Consider the following 17,462-nt stretch of genomic DNA (forward strand, 5'->3'; position numbering starts at 1 on the left):
GCAGCATGAGGGCCCCACCAGCGACGGCCAGACCGCCAGCATCGCCGTGATTGGAATGACATCAGGGGCCATGCCTCTTGGGGCCAAGAAGTTATGCCAGAACGATGACCGGCATGAGGACATTCGCGACGATCACGAAAAGCTCCGTGGCTCACATTGCCGAAAAACGGACACCATCTCCGGCGGACACGCCGCTACGCAGGCATTCTTAGATGACTCTTCGGATAACGCCAAGCGGGCATCTCTGATGAGTCAACGCGGGTACTTGACACCGGCCAACCTGCAAGCTGTAATTGTGGCCTCTACTCAGCAGCCCTCTTGGGATGGGATCTGCCATGGACGAGTGACCAACACTGAATTGCGCTGCCGACTCGGGCGATGCCTCGAAATCCACTGTCGCCTTGGCCCAGACTTGGTCTCACCCCTTTTGGGCCCGGGCACGCGACGTTTCCGTAGTAGGGAGAATCTGATGTTAGGCACCAAAACGCGTCTCGCTGCAGTATCTTTAGCCGTCCTCGGAATGACGGCCGTCACCCCACCCGCCAACGCAGCCCCCGCCACACTCGTGAGCGTTGGGCCCGGAGCCCTGGTCGCCGATGGAGCCTCGGTCGATGTTCCGGTGACGTTTATCTGCGACACGGACCCGACCCGTCTCATCGCTGTTCCAATCGTCGAGGTCAATCAACGAGTCAGTGACGGACGCATAGCAAACGGCTTTGGAAGCCAAGACGCCAGCTGCACTAGACAGGAACAGACGGTCACCGTGAGGGTGATCCCTCGCGTGATGGCCTACAACCCGGGAACAGCGGTCGTCACGGTCATGCTGCAAACCTGTGACGTCCAGTTCCAGTGCGCCGGCGCTACCTTCACTACCGAAATCCAGCTCGAAGAATCGGGAGGCGCCCAGATTCCTCCGGTAGCCCCCGAGTAACAGGTAATTCCGGAAAGGCGGTCCATAGCGGCCGAATTCGGTTCAGAACGCACACCGTCGTCCTCCTCTTCAACTGCCCTGGGCAGGAATTGAACCTCGACCTTCCCCTTAGGAGGGGGACGCGGTGTGGACAATGTCCACACCGCCTTTCTGCCAGATTTTGAGCGAGTCCAAGCGATTGCCGTGCCCTCCCTTTGGGGGGCGCGGCAGTTCTCGTCGTACTGAACGCGCTTCCGGTCAGCGCTCCTAGCCGGTGCGGTCGGCAGGGCGGCGCAGCCGAACACAACGTCGCGTCCCTTAGACCGCGCGTATTGAAATGAGCTCGTAAACCATGGCCGAGCTCATCGCCGGTCCGCGGCAGGTTAGCCGGGATCGCGGGCCGCGGTGAGCACGTAGTTCGATGTCGATGCGCGCGGGGTGAGGAGGGGATCCGGTAATACGGATCCGCCAGTGATCACCGTTGCGGGAGGTCTCGACCACCTTGTAGTCATTCCGGCCGGCCGGGCCGAAACGACTGAGCGTGGCCGCCACGGCGGTCTGCTGTGCTGGGACGAGATCTGTGTACCCGCGTAAATGCTCCGCGTGGATACGGCCCGCAAGGTGTTCTTCGATCGTGGCGACGGATGAGTCCACGTCCAGATTTCCGTAGTAGACACCGTCGGGTGCGACCACTACGTTGGCTGCGAACCTGTCACCTCCCACATGCGAACATTCCCAAACTAGCTCCGGCCACCGCTCACTCAGCACACGTCCAACGGGCCGTCCCCACACTGCACAGCATTGGTCATGTTGACTGTGAGTGCAGACCAGGATGACAGGCGGATAGCCGAGCGTCCCGGGAAGGCTGAGAGCTCTGGCAATCTCCGCCAGATCGCCATCCTTGCCCCACGTTCCCCAGTGCTGACGATAGGCGCCCGAATCCTCATGCTGCAGTACTGCCCAATGGCTCTGACCCTCACGGCGGCGAGGGCCGGGCCGTCTCACCAGCAGCACCCGCGCCCGCGCCGCTTTCGCGGCGGAGAGCACGAGTGCTTTGATCTCAGGGTCTAGATCAAGCCCTTCGAAGCCGTTGAGAGGCCACCCGCCCCGGTACTCGATGAGGACCCAGACAAGACCATGCGACCCTGTGCCTGCAATCGGATCACCGCGCAAGCGGGCGCCTTCAGAGCAGAAAAAGCGCTCTGTGGCCGCCACTGTGGCGAACTCACTGTCTGGATCATTGTTCAACGGGAACGAGGACCCCCGCGCGCAACAGTCTTTTAACAAGTTCGACGCCGAGATCACCCGCGGTGTGAACCTCCCCGTCCAGCGCGCGCATCACAGATGGCAGATCGGCCTCCGGGAAGTCCAGCCAACCCACGCGTGTGGACAGGCGCGGTCCCTCGAGCCGTGCTTCCAGTGCATCGCGAAGCCGCACCACGGACTGGGGGCTTAGGCTTTCGACAGCCGCGAGCTGGGCCAGCGGTCCCAGCGGCGCGGGACGTCCCTGTCCTCGCCGGGTGCGGTGGAACAAAGAACTGGTTTCAGCCTCGACAACAGCAGCGGCGAGGCGCTCACGGACTACGTCGATCTCCCCGTCTGGTCCGTCGACGCCCAACGGCAATGACCGGCGCATCTCGGGATCGTCGCACAGCGCAGCGAGTGCGGCCTGGGCGAGTTGTTCGGCCAATGCGTAGCGGGTCCAGCTGTGGATTCCAAGGGTGAGGTGGATGGAGATTTCGCCCTGCGCCTGCGCGGCATGCAACCAGCCACGCGGCAGGTAAAGGACATCCCCTGGCTCAAGCACCGTGTTGATATAGGCCTCGCCTTTCGCGGCCTCAGCCACGGCGGAGCGGCGATCGGTCCAGGGTTGATCACGCAACGGGTCCGCGTGAACCGGTTCATGGATGATCCAGCGCTTTGTCCCCTCGATCTGCATGACGAAAACGTCGTGCACGTCGTAGTGATCGTCGAACCCACGGTTCTGAGGTGGCGTGATGTAGGCATTGGCCTGCACCGGATGTCCGAGCTCGGTGCTTAGCCTGCTGCTGAAGTCCGCGACAGGCTCCCATGTGCGGTGCAGTGCCTGCAGCACAAGCGTGGCACCGTCGGCGAATTTGCGCCACAGCGCTGTGTCGTCGAGCTGGTCAGAGATGGTGGCGCCGACGCCGGCTGGGGAGGTAAATGACGAGTCGGGAGATGTAGAGCCGCCCTTGGCAACGCGGAGAAAAGGAGTGCGCAGTCCACGGCGAGAGATCAGTTCATCAACGGCCGCGGCCGAGAACAGATCAGAGAAGTCGCCTGCGCCACGCGTGAGCAACGCTGTGCGCCCCCAGACGTCGTCAGCGAACCTCTCACGGCCCATCCTAATCAAGCGCGACTCTAGGACCCCGCCGCTTTCCAAGGCGTCGGGGTCCTGAAAGTCCGTGCGGGTGGTGCTCAAAACTTAGAGGCCCCGTTCCGCGGCTCCCCCATCGGCACCGCCGTCGGCGCCACTGTCAGCACCACCGTCGGCACCGCTGTCAGCGCCTCCATCGGCCCCGCTGTCAGCACCACCATCGGCACCGCTGTCAGCACCACCGTCGGCACCGCTGTCAGCACCACCGTCGGCACCGCTGTCAGCACCACCATCGGCACCGCCGTCGTGCATGCCGGGGACGCCGTCCGCGCCACCGTCCGCGGGGCCTTCCTGCTGGCTTGGATCCTGCTCTGGACTGGTCATGCTTCCTCCCAAGAATCGAATCACTAGAATCAGCTCCATTACTGGCACCTGATTTCCCACCCGGGCGACCCCTCATCGGCACCACCCGTGATCACCCTAACCGCACGGGACAGCCCTGGGAACAACCCTTTTCTCCAACTCAGGTCCCGGCACCCTGGTACAACGATGGAATCGCCTTGCCGGGCTCGTCATGGTCAATGCTGGCCCAGGTCATGTCAATATCCCCGGACGGATGCAACAGGCGCGCGCAAACTGGCTGGTGGCTGACCTTTCAGGTCAATACATCTAGCTAGCAGCCCGCCGCCCCCGACCGTAAACTGGGTGAAAGCAAAGGAGCGGCAGCGATGGACGCTGAAGTTCGTCATGCAGAGCTTGAATCCCCTGCGCTGGAATCCAGGGGCTGGTAGCCGTGGCCCTGAGGCGGGACACATGCAGTTGCCCGCTGGGAGCATCCGAAGGCGGGCGGCCAGCATGATCCGGGCATTGGGGATGCGGGCCCTTACGGCCGTGCTCGCGTTCCTCGCACTCCTCCTGGGTTTCGTCCCCGGCGCGCCTTCCGCCCAGGCTGTGTCCCTGAGGGGCCACGATATCTCATGGCCGCAATGCTCGACGGCGGCTGACGGCTTTGGTCTGCCCCTGCCGCCCGCATCGTCCCAGTTCGTCATCATCGGGCTGACGAAGGGGCTGCCCTTCACCGAGAACCCGTGCCTGGCAAGCCAGGTAGGCTGGGCCAGGACCAACAACAAGCCCGCGCAGGCGTACGCCATGGCGGCTTTCCCCACGCCCGGACAGCTCTCCGCCTACCGGACGCAGGGGCCCTGGTCCTCCACCACCCGCGCAGGCCAGCTGTCCAACGTGGGGTACGCCGAAGCGCGGTTCGCCATCGCCAGCCTGGCCCGGGTGGGCTTTGCGCCGCGGGTGGTGTGGATCGACGTTGAGCCCCGGCCGGCCCAGCCCTGGCCCACGGCTACCGCAGCCCAGCAGCGCGAAAACCGGTACATCATCGAGGGCATCATGCGCGCCCTGCGGGATGCGAAATTCTCGTACGGCCTCTACTCGTTTGCGTCAGGGTGGGCCAGCATCACTGGCTCGTGGCGGCTGCCAGGCGTCCCGGTGTGGGCAACGGCCGGCAGGCTGGACTATCCCGGCGAGGCACTGGACCGCTGCCGTCAGCCGAGTTTCTCGGGTGGACGTGTCTACATTTCGCAGTGGTACGACGACACCCGGGACTACGACCTGACCTGCGATCCCTATGCGTTCACGCCTTTGCCCATTCCGGCATCGAGCCTCTCCGGGTCGACCGCGGACTTCAACAGCGACTGGAACAGTGACATCCTCGCCCGCCTGCCAGCCACCGGCGAGTTGCGGATGTACCCCGGGAACGGCCGCGGAGGCCGGCTCCCCAGCATGTCCATCGGCAATGGCTGGAACATCTTCAACTCTCTCGAGACGCCGGGCGACTTCAACGGGGACGGCGCGCTGGACGTCCTTGCCCGGGAAACTGCCACCGGCTACCTGTGGCTCTACCGTGGCAACGGCACCGGCGGCTTCCTGTCCCGGGTCCGCATCGGCAACGGCTGGAACATCTTCAGCGCCATCGTCGGCCCCGGCGATTTCAATGGCGACCAGCGGGTCGATGTCCTGGCGAGGGAAACCCGCAACGGGAATCTATGGCTGTACCGCGGCAACGGCAGCGGCGGTTTCCTGCCCCGGGTTCTCCTCGGCGGCGGCTGGAACATCTTCAGCGCCATCGTCGGCCCAGGGGACATGAACAGCGACGGGGCAGCCGACGTCCTGGCGCGGGAGAGCGCAACGGGAGTCCTGTGGCTGTACCGCGGGAACGGAGCGGGCGGCTGGCTGCCCCGGAGCAGGGTGGGCAGCGGATGGAATGTGATGACCGCCGCCGTAAGCCCTGGCGACTTCAACGGCGACCGCCGTCCCGACCTGCTGGCCCGCGACGGTGCCGGCGTGCTGTGGCTCTACCCCGGCAACGGCACCGGCGGCTTCCTTTCGCGGGTCCAGGTGGGTCCGGGCTGGAACGGGCTCTCACCGCTCTTCTGACAGCGCCCGGTTTGATGCGGCTTCGCGGCCGCCTTCCGGGCCGGCGCAAACGTGTCCTTCAACGCGGCCGCGTCACCGTCCGCCGGGTCCTGACCGACAACGGCTCCTGCTACCGCCCCCAAACGTCAGAGGGACGCAACCACAAGCCATGTCAACACGCTAAAGCAAGAAAAGGATCACGATCGTAGCGGCGCTGCCGTTCATCGTCGTTATGTTCCTGCTCTGCTTTGCCCTGGCAAAGGACCTGCGCCACGATCCTCTGTCATTGCGCAGACGCTTGGCGACACCGGTGGTAGAACGGACCATCCAGGCCGGAACAGCACGGCGGCATTCAATTCGATCTGGTCATGAAGCATGACTGCGCTGAATCATGCCCGGACCCAGATTCCCACAACGGCGGCACACATACCGCAAGCATTCCCACCGTCGCACCCCGGCATGTAGACCGGGACAGTAAGTAGCCGTTTACCGTCGGTAGCAACCCGCACCGGTGGCTCGCACCTTCTTGGGCATATCCACTCTCCCTGCATCAGCAGGTAATCGCATGAGCTGTAGCGACGACCAAGAAACGATTCTGCACCTTAGCAGCAAGGGAAAAAACATGTTGACATCCGGCTCGAAGTGTCGAGTCCGGTGACCGTTCGGCTGCAGCTGGATACTGGCTGCAATTGCCAGCACGGTACCGAAAAACGCCCGGGTTCGCACGTTGACAGCGATCTCGGCGTCCGCTGACCGCGGCCACACCCGCCGCCCGGCATCGCCCTAGGCGGTGATTACATTCAGGCAGGCATCCCAGCAACCTTCGCTGCCCATACTGCAGGCCGCAGACGGCCTGCAGTATGGGCAGGATCAGCGCCTGCGGGAGGGCGCCCCGCCCGACGCATTAGAGTACGACGGCGGAAAGCGGCAGGTGACCAAGCGTCCCGAACTGTTCCGGGAACTAAGAATCACCGCCTTAGAAAGGGAACCTTTCCGTTGGGATACATCAACGGTATATTTATTTCTCTGAACTGATATATAAGTTCTATAACGGTTTGGATCCGCTGAAGGATCGATCGTCCACTCGATGAGGAGTAGAACAGCATGAAGCAACTCGCGCACCGGCTCGAACGGCTGGGCACTGAAACCGCCTTCAGCGTCGCCCAAGCGGCCGCCGCCTGGAAAGCGAGGGGGAACCGCGTTTACCCCTTCCATCTGGGCGACATCAACATCCCTACCGCCCCGCATATCGTCGAAGCCATGAACCGGGCGATCGCCGACGGCTATACCGGCTATTGCCCCGGCCCGGGCATCCCGCAGTTGCGGGAGGCCCTTGCAGAAGATATCGGAGCCCGCCGAGGGATCCAGTTTTCACCGGACAACGTGGTGGTGATGACGGGCGGCAAACCCGTTATCACCAAGTTCCTGCAGGCGGTCATGAACCCTGGCCAGGAAGTGCTCTACCCGAACCCCGGCTTCCCGATCTACGAATCACAGATCGAGTACCTCGGTGGCAAGGCCGTGCCTTACCGTTACCTGCCCACGCCCCAGGGCTTCGCGATCGATCTCGACCAGGTCCGCGCATCAATCACACCCAATACTGTCGCAATCATCTACAACGACCTGCAGAACCCCATCTCGGCCGAGTCGACCGCTGCTGAGCGGGAGTCAATCGCTCAGCTCGCGCAGGAGCACGACCTCTGGGTGCTCTCCGATGAGGCGTACTTCGAGACGCGCTACGAGGGTCTCTCGAGCTCGATCGCGTCGCTTCCCGGCATGGCTGAGCGCACCGTGATCCTGTACACCTTCAGCAAGAAGTTCGCCATGACCGGATCCCGCCTGGGCTGTGCCGTCGCCCCAATCGAGATCGCCAAAATCCTCAGCACACTTAACACCAACGATGAGTCGTGCACGACGCACTACGTGCAGTGGGCCGGCATCGAAGCGCTGCGCGGTAGCCAGGAACCCGTGCAGCAGATGCTCGACATTCTGCGTGGGCGCCGGGATGCCGCATGTGAACTCGTCAACGACATCTCCGGCGTACATGTCGCGGTGCCGCAGTCGACGTTCTACCTGTTCCCCGATGTCACCGAGGCCATGAAGCGCATGGGTTATACGGCAGTCGGCGATTTCGCCTCCGCAGCGCTGCACGAAACCGGCGTCTCCTTCTGCACGCGTGAGCATTTCGGCCGCCGCCAGCCCGGCGAAGAGCGGCAGTATATCCGGCTCGCCTACTCGGGCATCGACGTCACCGATATCCACGATGGCCTCGGCCGCCTGCGCAAGTGGATCGAGACGGCATGAGCCGGGTCGTCGTCACGGGACGGGTACCCGAAGCCGCACTTGAGAAGCTGCGTACCGAGCACGAAGTCGATGCCTGGGAGGCTCCGGAGTCGATCGGCCGCGAGGAGCTGCTGCGCCGGGTAGAGGGTGCCGATGCCGTGGTGAGCCTGCTGACCGAACGCATTGACGCCGAACTGCTCGACGCCGCCGGCCCACAACTCAAGGTCGTCGCGAACGTTGCCGTGGGTTACGACAACATCGACGTGCCCGCCTGCACCGAGCGGGGCGTCCTAGCCACCAACACACCGGGTGTGCTCACAGAGGCCACGGCCGACATCGCGTTCGGCCTCATCCTTTCGACGACCCGCCGACTCGCCGAGGGGGAACGGCTCATCCGCTCCGGCCAAGCCTGGAAGTGGGGCATGTTCTTCCTGCTCGGCAGCAGCCTGCAAGGCAAGACCCTCGGCGTCGTCGGTATGGGCGGCATCGGCCGGGCGACCGCCCGCCGGGCCAAAGCCTTCGGAATGGAAATCGTCTATCAGTCCCGCAGTGAGATCGACCCCGCGACCGCAGCCAACCTGGGTGCCCGGCGGGTCGATCTCGCTGAGTTGCTGGCCATCTCCGACGTCGTCTCCCTGCACTGCCCCTACGGGCAGGCCACCCATCACCTGATCGGTGCCGGGCAACTCGCGGCGATGAAGGATTCGGCGTACCTCATCAACACCGCGCGAGGGCCGATCATCGACGAAGCAGCCCTCGCTTCCGCCCTCCGCGAGGGCCAAATCGCGGGCGCGGGTCTCGACGTTTTCGAGAAAGAGCCCGACGTTCATCCCGGATTGCTCGAGCTCGAAAACGTCGTGCTCGTGCCCCACCTCGGCTCCGCCACTGTCGAAACCCGCACCGCTATGGCGATGCTCGCCGCAGACAACGTGCTCGCCCTTCTCAGCGGCGAACAACCGGCCACGCCGATCAATTAGCGGCAACCGGGCGGACTGACAAAGGCACAACGTCTCAGCCGTTTGCACTGCCCTTGCCCTAGTGGAGCAACTGCTGTCCCGGCGGCGCACCTTCCGGGCAACACAACCTAGAGAGAGAAAATATTGACGCGTATAGGCATCGTGGCCGAGTTGGGTGGCGAAACGAGGGTGGCAGCAACTCCTGTCACCGTGAAACAGTTGTTGGGTTTGGGCTACGACGTTGTAGTCGAGAAGGGTGCGGGTGAGTTGGCGTCGTTCCCGGACGATGCTTATGTCGATGCTGGTGCCTTGCTTGTCGGGGCTGATGAGGCGTGGGGCAGCGACGTTGTGCTGCGGGTCAATCCGCCCACCGAGGATGAGATTGGCCGCCTCGCTGACGGTGCCACTCTTATCGGGATGCTTAGCCCGGGGTTGCGGCCGGAATTGGTGGAGGCGTTGGCGGCGCGTCCGATCACCGCTTTAGCTTTGGATGCGGTGCCGCGGATCTCGCGGGCTCAGTCGATGGATGTACTCAGTTCGATGGCGAACATCGCCGGGTATCGTGCCGTGATTGAGGCCGCGCATGAGTTTGGCCGGTTTTTCACCGGGCAGGTCACGGCAGCGGGCAAGGTCCCACCGGCGAAGGTCCTCGTCGCCGGAGCCGGTGTCGCCGGCTTGGCGGCAATTGGTGCTGCTAGCAGCCTGGGCGCCATCGTTCGCGCTACTGATCCGCGGCCAGAGGTGGCGGATCAGGTGAAGTCGATTGGTGGTACCTACCTCAAGGTTGAGGTAGAGGAGGAGATGAAGTCCTCTGACGGGTATGCAAAAGCAACGTCCGAGGCGTACAACAGGCGCGCAGCCGAAATCTACACCGAGCAGGCGGCCGATGTCGACATCGTCATCACCACGGCCCTGATCCCGGGCCGGCCCGCTCCGAAGCTGCTCACGGCGGACGATGTAGCAGCGATGAAATCCGGCAGTGTCATCGTGGATATGGCTGCCGGACAGGGCGGGAATGTGGAAGGTTCCGTCGCTGGGGAACGGGTGGTCACGGAGAACGGTGTGGTGATTCTGGGGTATACGGATCTTCCGGCGCGTCTTCCGGCGCAGGCGTCCCAGCTGTACGGAACGAATCTGGTGAACCTGCTAAAGCTCCTGACCCCGGACAAAGACGGTCAGCTGCGGCTTGACTTCGCAGATGTGGTGCAGCGGTCGGTGACGGTGGTCCGCGAGGGAGAGAAGACATGGCCGCCACCGCCGGTCCAGGTTTCGGCCGCACCGGCGGCCAAGACCCAGGCTGAAGTTGCCGAAAGTCCTGCGCCGAAGAAGAAGCAGGGCCTCAGCGCCGCCGGTAAGGCCGGGTTGTTCGCCGCGGGCATCGCCGCGTTGTTCAGCATCAACGCGGTTGCTCCGGCGCCGCTGCCTCAGCACTTCACGGTACTGATGCTCTCGGTTGTTGTCGGTTTCTATGTGATCGGGAAAGTTCACCATGCCCTGCACACCCCGCTGATGTCTGTTACGAACGCGATCTCGGGGATCATCGTCGTTGGCGCGCTGCTGCAGGTCACCTCCGACAACATCGTGATGCAGGTGCTCGCCGCCGTCGCGGTGCTGCTGGCCAGCATAAACATTTTCGGTGGCTTCGCCGTCACCCGGCGGATGCTCGCCATGTTCTCGGCCGGGAAGGCACGTTCATGAGCGCCCTTCCCGAAACAGCAGCAGCAACAATTACGAGGAGCTTTACTGTGACCGACGCCGTCTCCGGTCCGCTGACCGCCGACTCCATCGCGGGGGCGGCCTACATCGTCGCGGCCCTGCTGTTCATCCTCAGCCTCGCCGGGCTGAGCAAGCACGAGAAAGCCCGCGCCGGGGTCGCTTACGGCATCACGGGCATGGTCATCGCCCTTGCGGCCACGATCTGGCTAACCCTGCAGGACGCATGGGGAACCGGCCACGCCCTGACCGGTCTGGGCCTGCTGGTCGCCGCGGTTCTGGTCGGCGGGGCCATCGGACTCTGGCGCGCCCGGGTGGTCGAAATGACCGGCATGCCCGAACTCATCGCACTGCTGCACAGCTTCGTCGGCCTCGCCGCGGTCCTGGTGGGCTGGAACGGGCACCTCGAAGCTCCCGCGTTGTCTTCCGACCTGATGGCGATCCACCACGCCGAGGTGTTCATCGGGGTGTTCATCGGAGCGGTGACGTTCACCGGCTCGATCGTGGCGTTCCTGAAACTCTCGGCCCGGATGAAGTCCTCGCCCCTGATGCTGCCAGGCAAGAACGCGATCAACCTTGGCGCCCTCGTTGTGTTCGTCGCCCTGACCGTCTGGTACGTCAACGACTCCCAGCTGTGGCTCCTTATCGTTGTCACCGTCCTTGCCCTGGGGCTGGGCTGGCACCTGGTCGCCTCCATAGGCGGCGGTGACATGCCAGTGGTGGTGTCCATGCTCAACAGCTACTCGGGCTGGGCCGCAGCGGCGGCGGGCTTCCTCCTGAACAACGACCTGTTGATCATCACCGGCGCCCTGGTCGGCTCCTCGGGTGCGTACCTTTCCTACATCATGTGCAAGGCCATGAACCGGTCCTTTATCTCCGTGATCGCCGGCGGCTTCGGCATCGCCGCCCCCGCCAGTACTGGGGACACGGACCAAGGCGAGCACCGCGAGATCACTGCAGAGGCGACAGCGGAAATGCTGACCAACGCCTCCAGCGTGGTCATCACCCCCGGCTATGGCATGGCGGTGGCCCAGGCCCAGTACCCCGTCGCTGAACTGGCACACCAGTTGCGCGAACGCGGCGTGAACGTCAAGTTCGGCATCCATCCGGTCGCCGGGCGCCTGCCAGGACACATGAACGTTCTCCTGGCCGAAGCCAAAGTCCCGTACGACATTGTCCTGGAAATGGACGAAATCAACGACGACCTCGGCGAAACCTCCGTGGTCCTGGTCATCGGCGCGAACGACACCGTTAATCCCGCCGCCGCCGAGGACCCGGGAAGCCCCATCGCGGGCATGCCCGTCCTCAAAGTCTGGGAAGCCGAGAACGTCATCGTGTTTAAACGCTCCATGGCCGCAGGCTACGCCGGCGTCCAGAACCCCCTGTTCTTCCGCGACAACTCCCAAATGCTCTTCGGCGACGCCAAACAACGCGTCGAAGACATCCTCCGCGCCTTCTGACCCAACGCACCTTCGAAGATGAGAAGAGAGACCATGCCCAGACGACGATCAGCAGTCCATAGCGGGGCTCAGACAGCACTAGCACCAGGTAGGCCCAATCAGGGCCTTGGCGCTGAAGACGCACTTTTTGCGCAGGCTTTTGGCATTGACGACTATGCAGCATCTCCTTGGATAGGCCTTCACTACAGACACGAGTTGTTGCTGCACTGCAATCACGAATTATTGGAGCATCAGCAGCGGAAGGACTAGGCCGGAACTGAGCCCATAGCCACTCCGCACGGGCGGCCGCGTCCGTGGGCAATACCTCCGCGCCCTCCGCAGCTTGTGTGACGACGCCGGCTGGGCGCTTTAGCCTTTGACGTCGAGTCCGGCCTGCGAAATAAGCTCGGTCAGCCACGGCCGGTGTTCACGGTGGAATGTGATGCCCTCCGGCATGCCCTGCACCGACGGCGCCGAGTGGGTGATGTCAATGGTGATCCGGCCGCCGGCCAGTGGTGCGTTGGTAATGTGCAGGTCCCCGTAGGACTCCGGCAGGGCCGGATCCATCCAGAAGCCGCCCCGCGAAACGTGGGCGTCGTACCGCATCAGGCTGGTGATCAGCATGATGGGGGTAGTTGCCGCCCACGCCTGGGGTGAGCAGGCGGTGGGGTACGGCACCGGTTCAGCCACCTGTTCCCGGCTGAAACCGCAGAACAGTTCCGGGAGCCGCCCGTCGGAGTAGTCCGCCGCTTCAAGCAGGGCCGTAGCGATCCGTTGCGCCTCCTCCACGAATCCGTAGCGCATGAGGCCCGCCGCGGTGATCGCGTTGTCATGCGGCCAGACAGACCCGTTGTGGTAGCTTGCCGGGTTGTAGGCACCCATATCCGTGGCAAGGGTCCGGACGCCCCATCCGCTGAACATCTCCGGTGACATCAGCCGCTCGGCCACCAGCGGCACCTTGTCATCGTCAACTATGCCGTGCCACAGGCACTGGCCCATGTTTGAGGCACAGGCATCCACCTGGCGCTTCCTGCCGTCCAGCGCTACAGCGAAGTAGCCGCGTTCCGGCAGCCAGAACGCTTCGTTAAACTTCTTCTTCAGCGCCGCCGCCTCTTCCGTGAGCTGCGCCGCCAAAGGCGCGTCGCCGCCGTCGTACGCCATCCACGCCCGTGACAGCAGCGCGGAGTACACCATCGCCTGCACCTCACAAAGTGCTATGGGCGGCTCCGCCAGGGTGCCGTCGGCGAAGTTGATGCCGTCCCACGAGTCCTTCCAACCCTGGTTGAGCAGGCCCTGGTCATTGAGGCGGGAGTACTCGACGAAGCCGTCTCCGTCCTTGTCGCCGTAGTTCCGGACCCAGTCCAGCGCGCGGTCCGCGTTGGGCAGGAGGGCGGTGATGGTGTCCTTCGCGAAGCCCCACCGGCTGACGGAGGCCAAGGTCATCACAAACTGGGGAGTGGCGTCCACGCTGCCGTAATAGACCGACTTGCCGCCCAGAGCCAGCCCGGAGGACACCCCCAGCCGTACCTCGTGAAGGATCTTCCCGGGTTCCTCCTCATTTACCGGGTCCACCACCTTGCCCTGGCGGTCAGCCAGGGTCTGCAAGGTGCCAAGAGCCAGTGACGGGTCCACAGGAAGGGCCATTTCGGAAGCCCACAGCGAGTCACGCCCAAACAACGTCATGAACCACGGTGCTCCCGCGGCCACCACAATCCGCTCCGGATGCGCAGGGTCCTCGATGCGAAGTGCTCCGAGGTCGTCGTAACTGCGACGCAGCGTCCGCTCTATGGACCGGTTGGTCATCTGCAGCCTGGGAATCTTCGTGACCCACTCCTGGTGCCGCCGGTCGCTCGGTGAGGTGCCATGCCGGACAGGGCGCGAAACGTTGTGCTGCCCGGCCGGTGCGACGCTCAGCCGCGTGCCCCAGTGGCCGTAACCGGGTACCGTCGCTTGGTACGTGAGCGCACCGGCGGTGGCTACGGCCCCGCGTCCCCGCACCAGAACAGCCTTCCGCAGGTCCTGCCAGGCAGCGCTGATAATCAGGGAATCTCCGTCGGCTCCACGGACGACCTCCCAGCGCCGCTGGACCCTCGCCTCCTTTACCTCGAACAGGTCCGCGAAGTCCGAATCGACGCCGACGGAGATGCTGCACTCCACCGGCTCTGCGGAGTAGTTGCGAATGGTGATTTCCTCAACCACTCCGGCAGCCACTTCCCGCAGGCGCTCCACGATCAGAGGGCTGTCCGCGTATCCGTCCCCGCGCGGAACGCGGCCGATGAACAGTGCCCGGTAGGGTTCCTTCGTTTCGGCGGCCAGCGGCTCGAGCGACTGGCCGTTCACCGTCATGCTCCACCCGCACAGGATCCGGGTGTCCTCGTGGAACACACCGTGGGGAAGTTCCGGGTGGATGTCGCCATTGGCGGCGGAGATGCAGAAAGATGAGCCTTCCACCAGCGTTACGGTTCCCTCCCCCACAGGCCCCGCCGCTGTGTCTGCATTCCATCCAGCCATGTCCGCTCCTTTGACGGCTGCAACCGTTCCCGGCGGAATAGACGCTACGCCTCAGGCAGGGCTGATGAAAGGGGAGGTGCGCAGCAGCGGCAGGACGTCGTCGAGCACATCCTGGTCAACAGCCCTGGTACGCCGCCGACAATCTCCAGCAGGTGGGGGTCGTACAGCAGCCGCGCGTCGTCGACCGAGCATCGCAATGGCTCGAACACGTCGTTGGAACAGGCCGGAAGCATCCGTCGGCGTTCGAGCGTTCAGAAACGGCCACGCACCCAAACCGGGAAAGCAGCATAGCCTCTTGACTCTCCCGACATGATTGTGTCCCCGCCACACCCCGACTTGGCGCCGTGTCAAGCTTTGGACACACTAAATGCCGAAGAAGCCTCTGACCTGCGGAAACACTGTGCCCGAGGTGGGACTCGAACCCACACACCTTTCGATACCGCATTTTGAGTGCGGCGCGTCTGCCAATTCCGCCACTCGGGCGCGGAATACATGAACCAAAACCGTACGCCCACAGCTGATTGTGAGCAACGCGATCGCTTCACGTACGCGGAATTACTCTACATGCAGATAGGCTGAATTCCAGAATCGCGCCGCCGTCGCCGCAACTGACCATGCAGATCAAGTACAGGACCGGGCGCACCTAAGATAGTGATGTCCCCGCCGTACCTTTCCAAGGAGATCCCGTGACTGAACAGACGGAGTCAAAACCCACGTCCCAGCCGGCGCGCCGCGTCGTTGTGGCCGAGGATGAAACCCTCATCCGCCTCGACATCATCGAAATCCTGCGCGGCGAAGGCTACGACGTCATCGGCGAAGCGGACAACGGTGAGAAGGCCGTCCAGCTTGCTGAGGAACTGAAGCCGGACCTGGTCCTGATGGACGTCAAGATGCCCGTCATGGACGGCATCTCCGCAGCAGAAAAGATCGTTAAAGCCCGCATCGCCCCCGTGGTGCTGCTGACCGCGTTCAGCCAGAAGGAACTCGTGGAGCGTGCCCGCGACGCCGGCGCCATGGCCTACGTGGTGAAGCCCTTCACGCCCGCCGACCTCATCCCGGCGCTGGAAATCGCCCTCTCCCGCCACGAGGAGATCAAGGCGCTCGAAAGCGAAGTCTCCGACCTCCAGGAGCAGTTCGCCACCCGCAAGCTCGTAGAACGCGCCAAGAGCCTCCTCACCACCAAGATGGGCCTCACGGAACCCGAAGCCTTCCGCTGGATCCAGAAGACCTCCATGGACCGCCGACTCAGCATGCGCGAAGTCGCCGAGACCATCATCAACCAGGTCAACTAGCGTCGCCCCATTGGGCCTGCTGATTGAAACAGGCTCAATCACCGCAGCACAACGAAAAGGACCCCTGCCAACCGGCAGGGGTCCTTTTTGTTACTCGAAGACCTAGGCCTTCTTCTTCTTTTCCGGCCAGGGGCCGAGCTTTTCCTTGTTGCTGGAGGCTTCTCCCGCATACGTGGAGTCGGCGAGGTCCCCCACCTTGTGCACCTTCAGCGAGTTGGTGGACCCTGCCTTTCCCGGAGGGGAACCGGCGGCAATGACCACAAGGTCACCGTCCTCCACGAGCCCCATTTCCGTAAGGCTGCTGTCCACCTGCGCGGTCATCGCGTCGGTGTGGTCCACCATCTGGACCAGCACCGGCTGGATACCCCAGGTCAGCGCCAGCTGGTTCCAGACCTGCTCCACCGGAGTGAAGGCGAAGACCGGCTTGATGGGCCGCAGGCGGGAAAGACGGCGGGCGGAATCACCGGACTGGGTAAACGCACAGATGTACTTGGCGTCCAGCTGGTCGGCGATTTCGACGGCGGCACGGGTGATGGCGCCGCCACGGGTCTTGGGCTTGGTGCCCAGCGGGGGGACGCGCTCCAGGCCGTGGACCTCGGTGGATTCGATGATCCGGGCCATAACCTTGACGGTCTCGATGGGGTACTGTCCCACGCTGGTCTCGCCGGACAGCATGACCGCGTCCGCGCCGTCCAGGACAGCGTTGGCGCAGTCTGATGCCTCTGCACGGGTGGGCCGCGGGTTGTCGATCATGGATTCGAGAACCTGGGTGGCCACGATGACGGGCTTGGCCCAGCGGCGGGCCAATTCGATGGCGCGCTTCTGCACGATGGGCACTTCCTCCAACGGAAGCTCAACGCCCAGGTCGCCACGCGCCACCATGATCGCATCGAAAGCATCCACAATCTCGTGGAGCTGCTCAACTGCCTGCGGCTTCTCGATCTTGGCGATGACCGGCACGCGGCGGCCTTCTTCGTCCATGATCTCGTGGACGCGGACGATGTCCGAGGCGTCGCGGACGAATGAGAGCGCCACCAGGTCAACCCCGCGGCGCATGGCCCAGCGGAGGTCGTCCTCGTCCTTTTCACTCAGAGCCGGCACGTTGACGGCCACGCCGGGAAGGTTGATGCCCTTGTTGTTGGACACCATGCCGCCCACGGTCACCTCGGTGACAACCTTGACGTCATCAACAGCAGTGGCGCGCAGCGCCACCTTACCGTCGTCGATCAGCAGGGCGTCCCCCACGTTGACGTCCTCGGTGAGGCTCTTCAGCGTGGTGGAGCAGATGTCCTTGGTACCGGGAACGTCCTCGGTGGTGATGGTGAACGTGTCACCCACGGCGAGGGCGTGCGGGCCATCCACAAAACGGCCCAGGCGGATCTTCGGGCCCTGCAGGTCGGCCATGATTGCAACAGGCTTGCCGAGGTCGGTGGCTGCCTTGCGGACGTTCTCATACGTGTTGTCGTGCACGGAGTAGTCGCCGTGGCTCATGTTCATGCGGGCGACGTCAACGCCGGCCTCCAGCACCGCGAGGGTGTTTTCGTAGCTGGCGATTGCCGGGCCGAAAGTGGCCACAATTTTAGCGCGTCTCATATA

12 protein-coding genes, 1 tRNA gene and 1 pseudogene are annotated in these 17,462 nt (G+C 63.8%); 8 read left to right on the forward strand and 6 right to left on the reverse strand.

All coding sequences use genetic code 11. From position 1 onward, the window contains the following. Positions 1 to 469: 469 nt before the first annotated feature. The gene (locus QFZ70_RS09960; RefSeq protein WP_307095290.1) at positions 470 to 931 is read left to right on the forward strand and encodes a hypothetical protein; all 462 of its coding nucleotides are present in this window, start codon (positions 470 to 472) and stop codon (positions 929 to 931) included. A 297-nt stretch (positions 932 to 1,228) separates the two neighbouring features. Here QFZ70_RS09960 and QFZ70_RS09965 read toward each other — a convergent pair whose 3' ends face one another. The 3 genes from QFZ70_RS09965 to QFZ70_RS09975 are packed head-to-tail and all read right to left on the reverse strand — an operon-like array spanning position 1,229 to position 3,632. Next, positions 1,229 to 2,215, reverse strand: coding sequence for a sucrase ferredoxin (locus tag QFZ70_RS09965; RefSeq protein ID WP_307095292.1), 987 nt, complete (start codon positions 2,213 to 2,215; stop codon positions 1,229 to 1,231). Next, entirely contained in the window at positions 2,148 to 3,314 is a 1,167-nt protein-coding gene (locus QFZ70_RS09970) for a cupin domain-containing protein (protein ID WP_373461677.1), read from the reverse strand. Before QFZ70_RS09970 ends, QFZ70_RS09965 begins: the two co-directional genes overlap by 68 nt. Before the next feature lie 42 nt (positions 3,315 to 3,356). Further along, on the reverse strand, positions 3,357 to 3,632 hold the full coding sequence (locus QFZ70_RS09975; protein WP_307095296.1) for a BatC protein: 276 nt from the start codon (positions 3,630 to 3,632) through the stop codon (positions 3,357 to 3,359). A 471-nt stretch (positions 3,633 to 4,103) separates the two neighbouring features. On the opposite strand from QFZ70_RS09975, the gene QFZ70_RS09980 reads away from it, so the two are divergent. The 6 genes and pseudogenes from QFZ70_RS09980 (at position 4,104) to pntB (ending at position 12,084) form a co-directional block, all read left to right on the forward strand. Next, a complete protein-coding gene (locus tag QFZ70_RS09980; RefSeq protein ID WP_307095297.1) occupies positions 4,104 to 5,693 on the forward strand; it encodes an FG-GAP-like repeat-containing protein in 1,590 nt (529 codons plus the stop codon). A 169-nt stretch (positions 5,694 to 5,862) separates the two neighbouring features. Continuing rightward, a pseudogene (locus QFZ70_RS09985) lies at positions 5,863 to 6,154 on the forward strand (BCCT family transporter); the annotation flags it as partial. 622 nt (positions 6,155 to 6,776) lie between these two features. Beyond that, positions 6,777 to 7,976, forward strand: coding sequence for a pyridoxal phosphate-dependent aminotransferase (locus QFZ70_RS09990; protein WP_307095298.1), 1,200 nt, complete (start codon positions 6,777 to 6,779; stop codon positions 7,974 to 7,976). After that, positions 7,973 to 8,932: a D-glycerate dehydrogenase gene (locus tag QFZ70_RS09995; RefSeq protein ID WP_307095300.1), complete on the forward strand. Its 960-nt coding sequence runs from the start codon at positions 7,973 to 7,975 to the stop codon at positions 8,930 to 8,932. Before QFZ70_RS09990 ends, QFZ70_RS09995 begins: the two co-directional genes overlap by 4 nt. A gap of 123 nt (positions 8,933 to 9,055) precedes the next feature. Continuing rightward, positions 9,056 to 10,609 (forward strand): Re/Si-specific NAD(P)(+) transhydrogenase subunit alpha, encoded by a 1,554-nt coding sequence (locus tag QFZ70_RS10000; protein WP_307095301.1) that lies wholly within the window; start codon positions 9,056 to 9,058, stop codon positions 10,607 to 10,609. Beyond that, complete coding sequence (pntB, locus tag QFZ70_RS10005) at positions 10,606 to 12,084, forward strand: Re/Si-specific NAD(P)(+) transhydrogenase subunit beta (RefSeq protein WP_307095303.1); 1,479 nt, start codon at positions 10,606 to 10,608, stop codon at positions 12,082 to 12,084. Before QFZ70_RS10000 ends, pntB begins: the two co-directional genes overlap by 4 nt. 348 nt (positions 12,085 to 12,432) lie before the next feature. On the opposite strand, the gene QFZ70_RS10010 is transcribed toward pntB, so the two are convergent. Further along, on the reverse strand, positions 12,433 to 14,574 hold the full coding sequence (locus tag QFZ70_RS10010) for a glycogen debranching N-terminal domain-containing protein (protein ID WP_307095305.1): 2,142 nt from the start codon (positions 14,572 to 14,574) through the stop codon (positions 12,433 to 12,435). A gap of 401 nt (positions 14,575 to 14,975) precedes the next feature. Further along, positions 14,976 to 15,057, reverse strand: a tRNA-Leu gene (locus QFZ70_RS10015). 203 nt (positions 15,058 to 15,260) lie between these two features. Between QFZ70_RS10015 and QFZ70_RS10020 the strand changes: the two genes are divergently transcribed. Further along, the gene (locus QFZ70_RS10020; protein ID WP_163163231.1) at positions 15,261 to 15,866 is read left to right on the forward strand and encodes an ANTAR domain-containing response regulator; all 606 of its coding nucleotides are present in this window, start codon (positions 15,261 to 15,263) and stop codon (positions 15,864 to 15,866) included. A gap of 102 nt (positions 15,867 to 15,968) precedes the next feature. Here QFZ70_RS10020 and pyk read toward each other — a convergent pair whose 3' ends face one another. Beyond that, positions 15,969 to 17,459, reverse strand: coding sequence for a pyruvate kinase (pyk, locus tag QFZ70_RS10025; RefSeq protein ID WP_307095306.1), 1,491 nt, complete (start codon positions 17,457 to 17,459; stop codon positions 15,969 to 15,971). Positions 17,460 to 17,462: the final 3 nt, after the last annotated feature.

The sequence above is a fragment of the Arthrobacter sp. V1I9 genome (genome assembly GCF_030817075.1).
GTDB lineage: Bacteria > Actinomycetota > Actinomycetes > Actinomycetales > Micrococcaceae > Arthrobacter.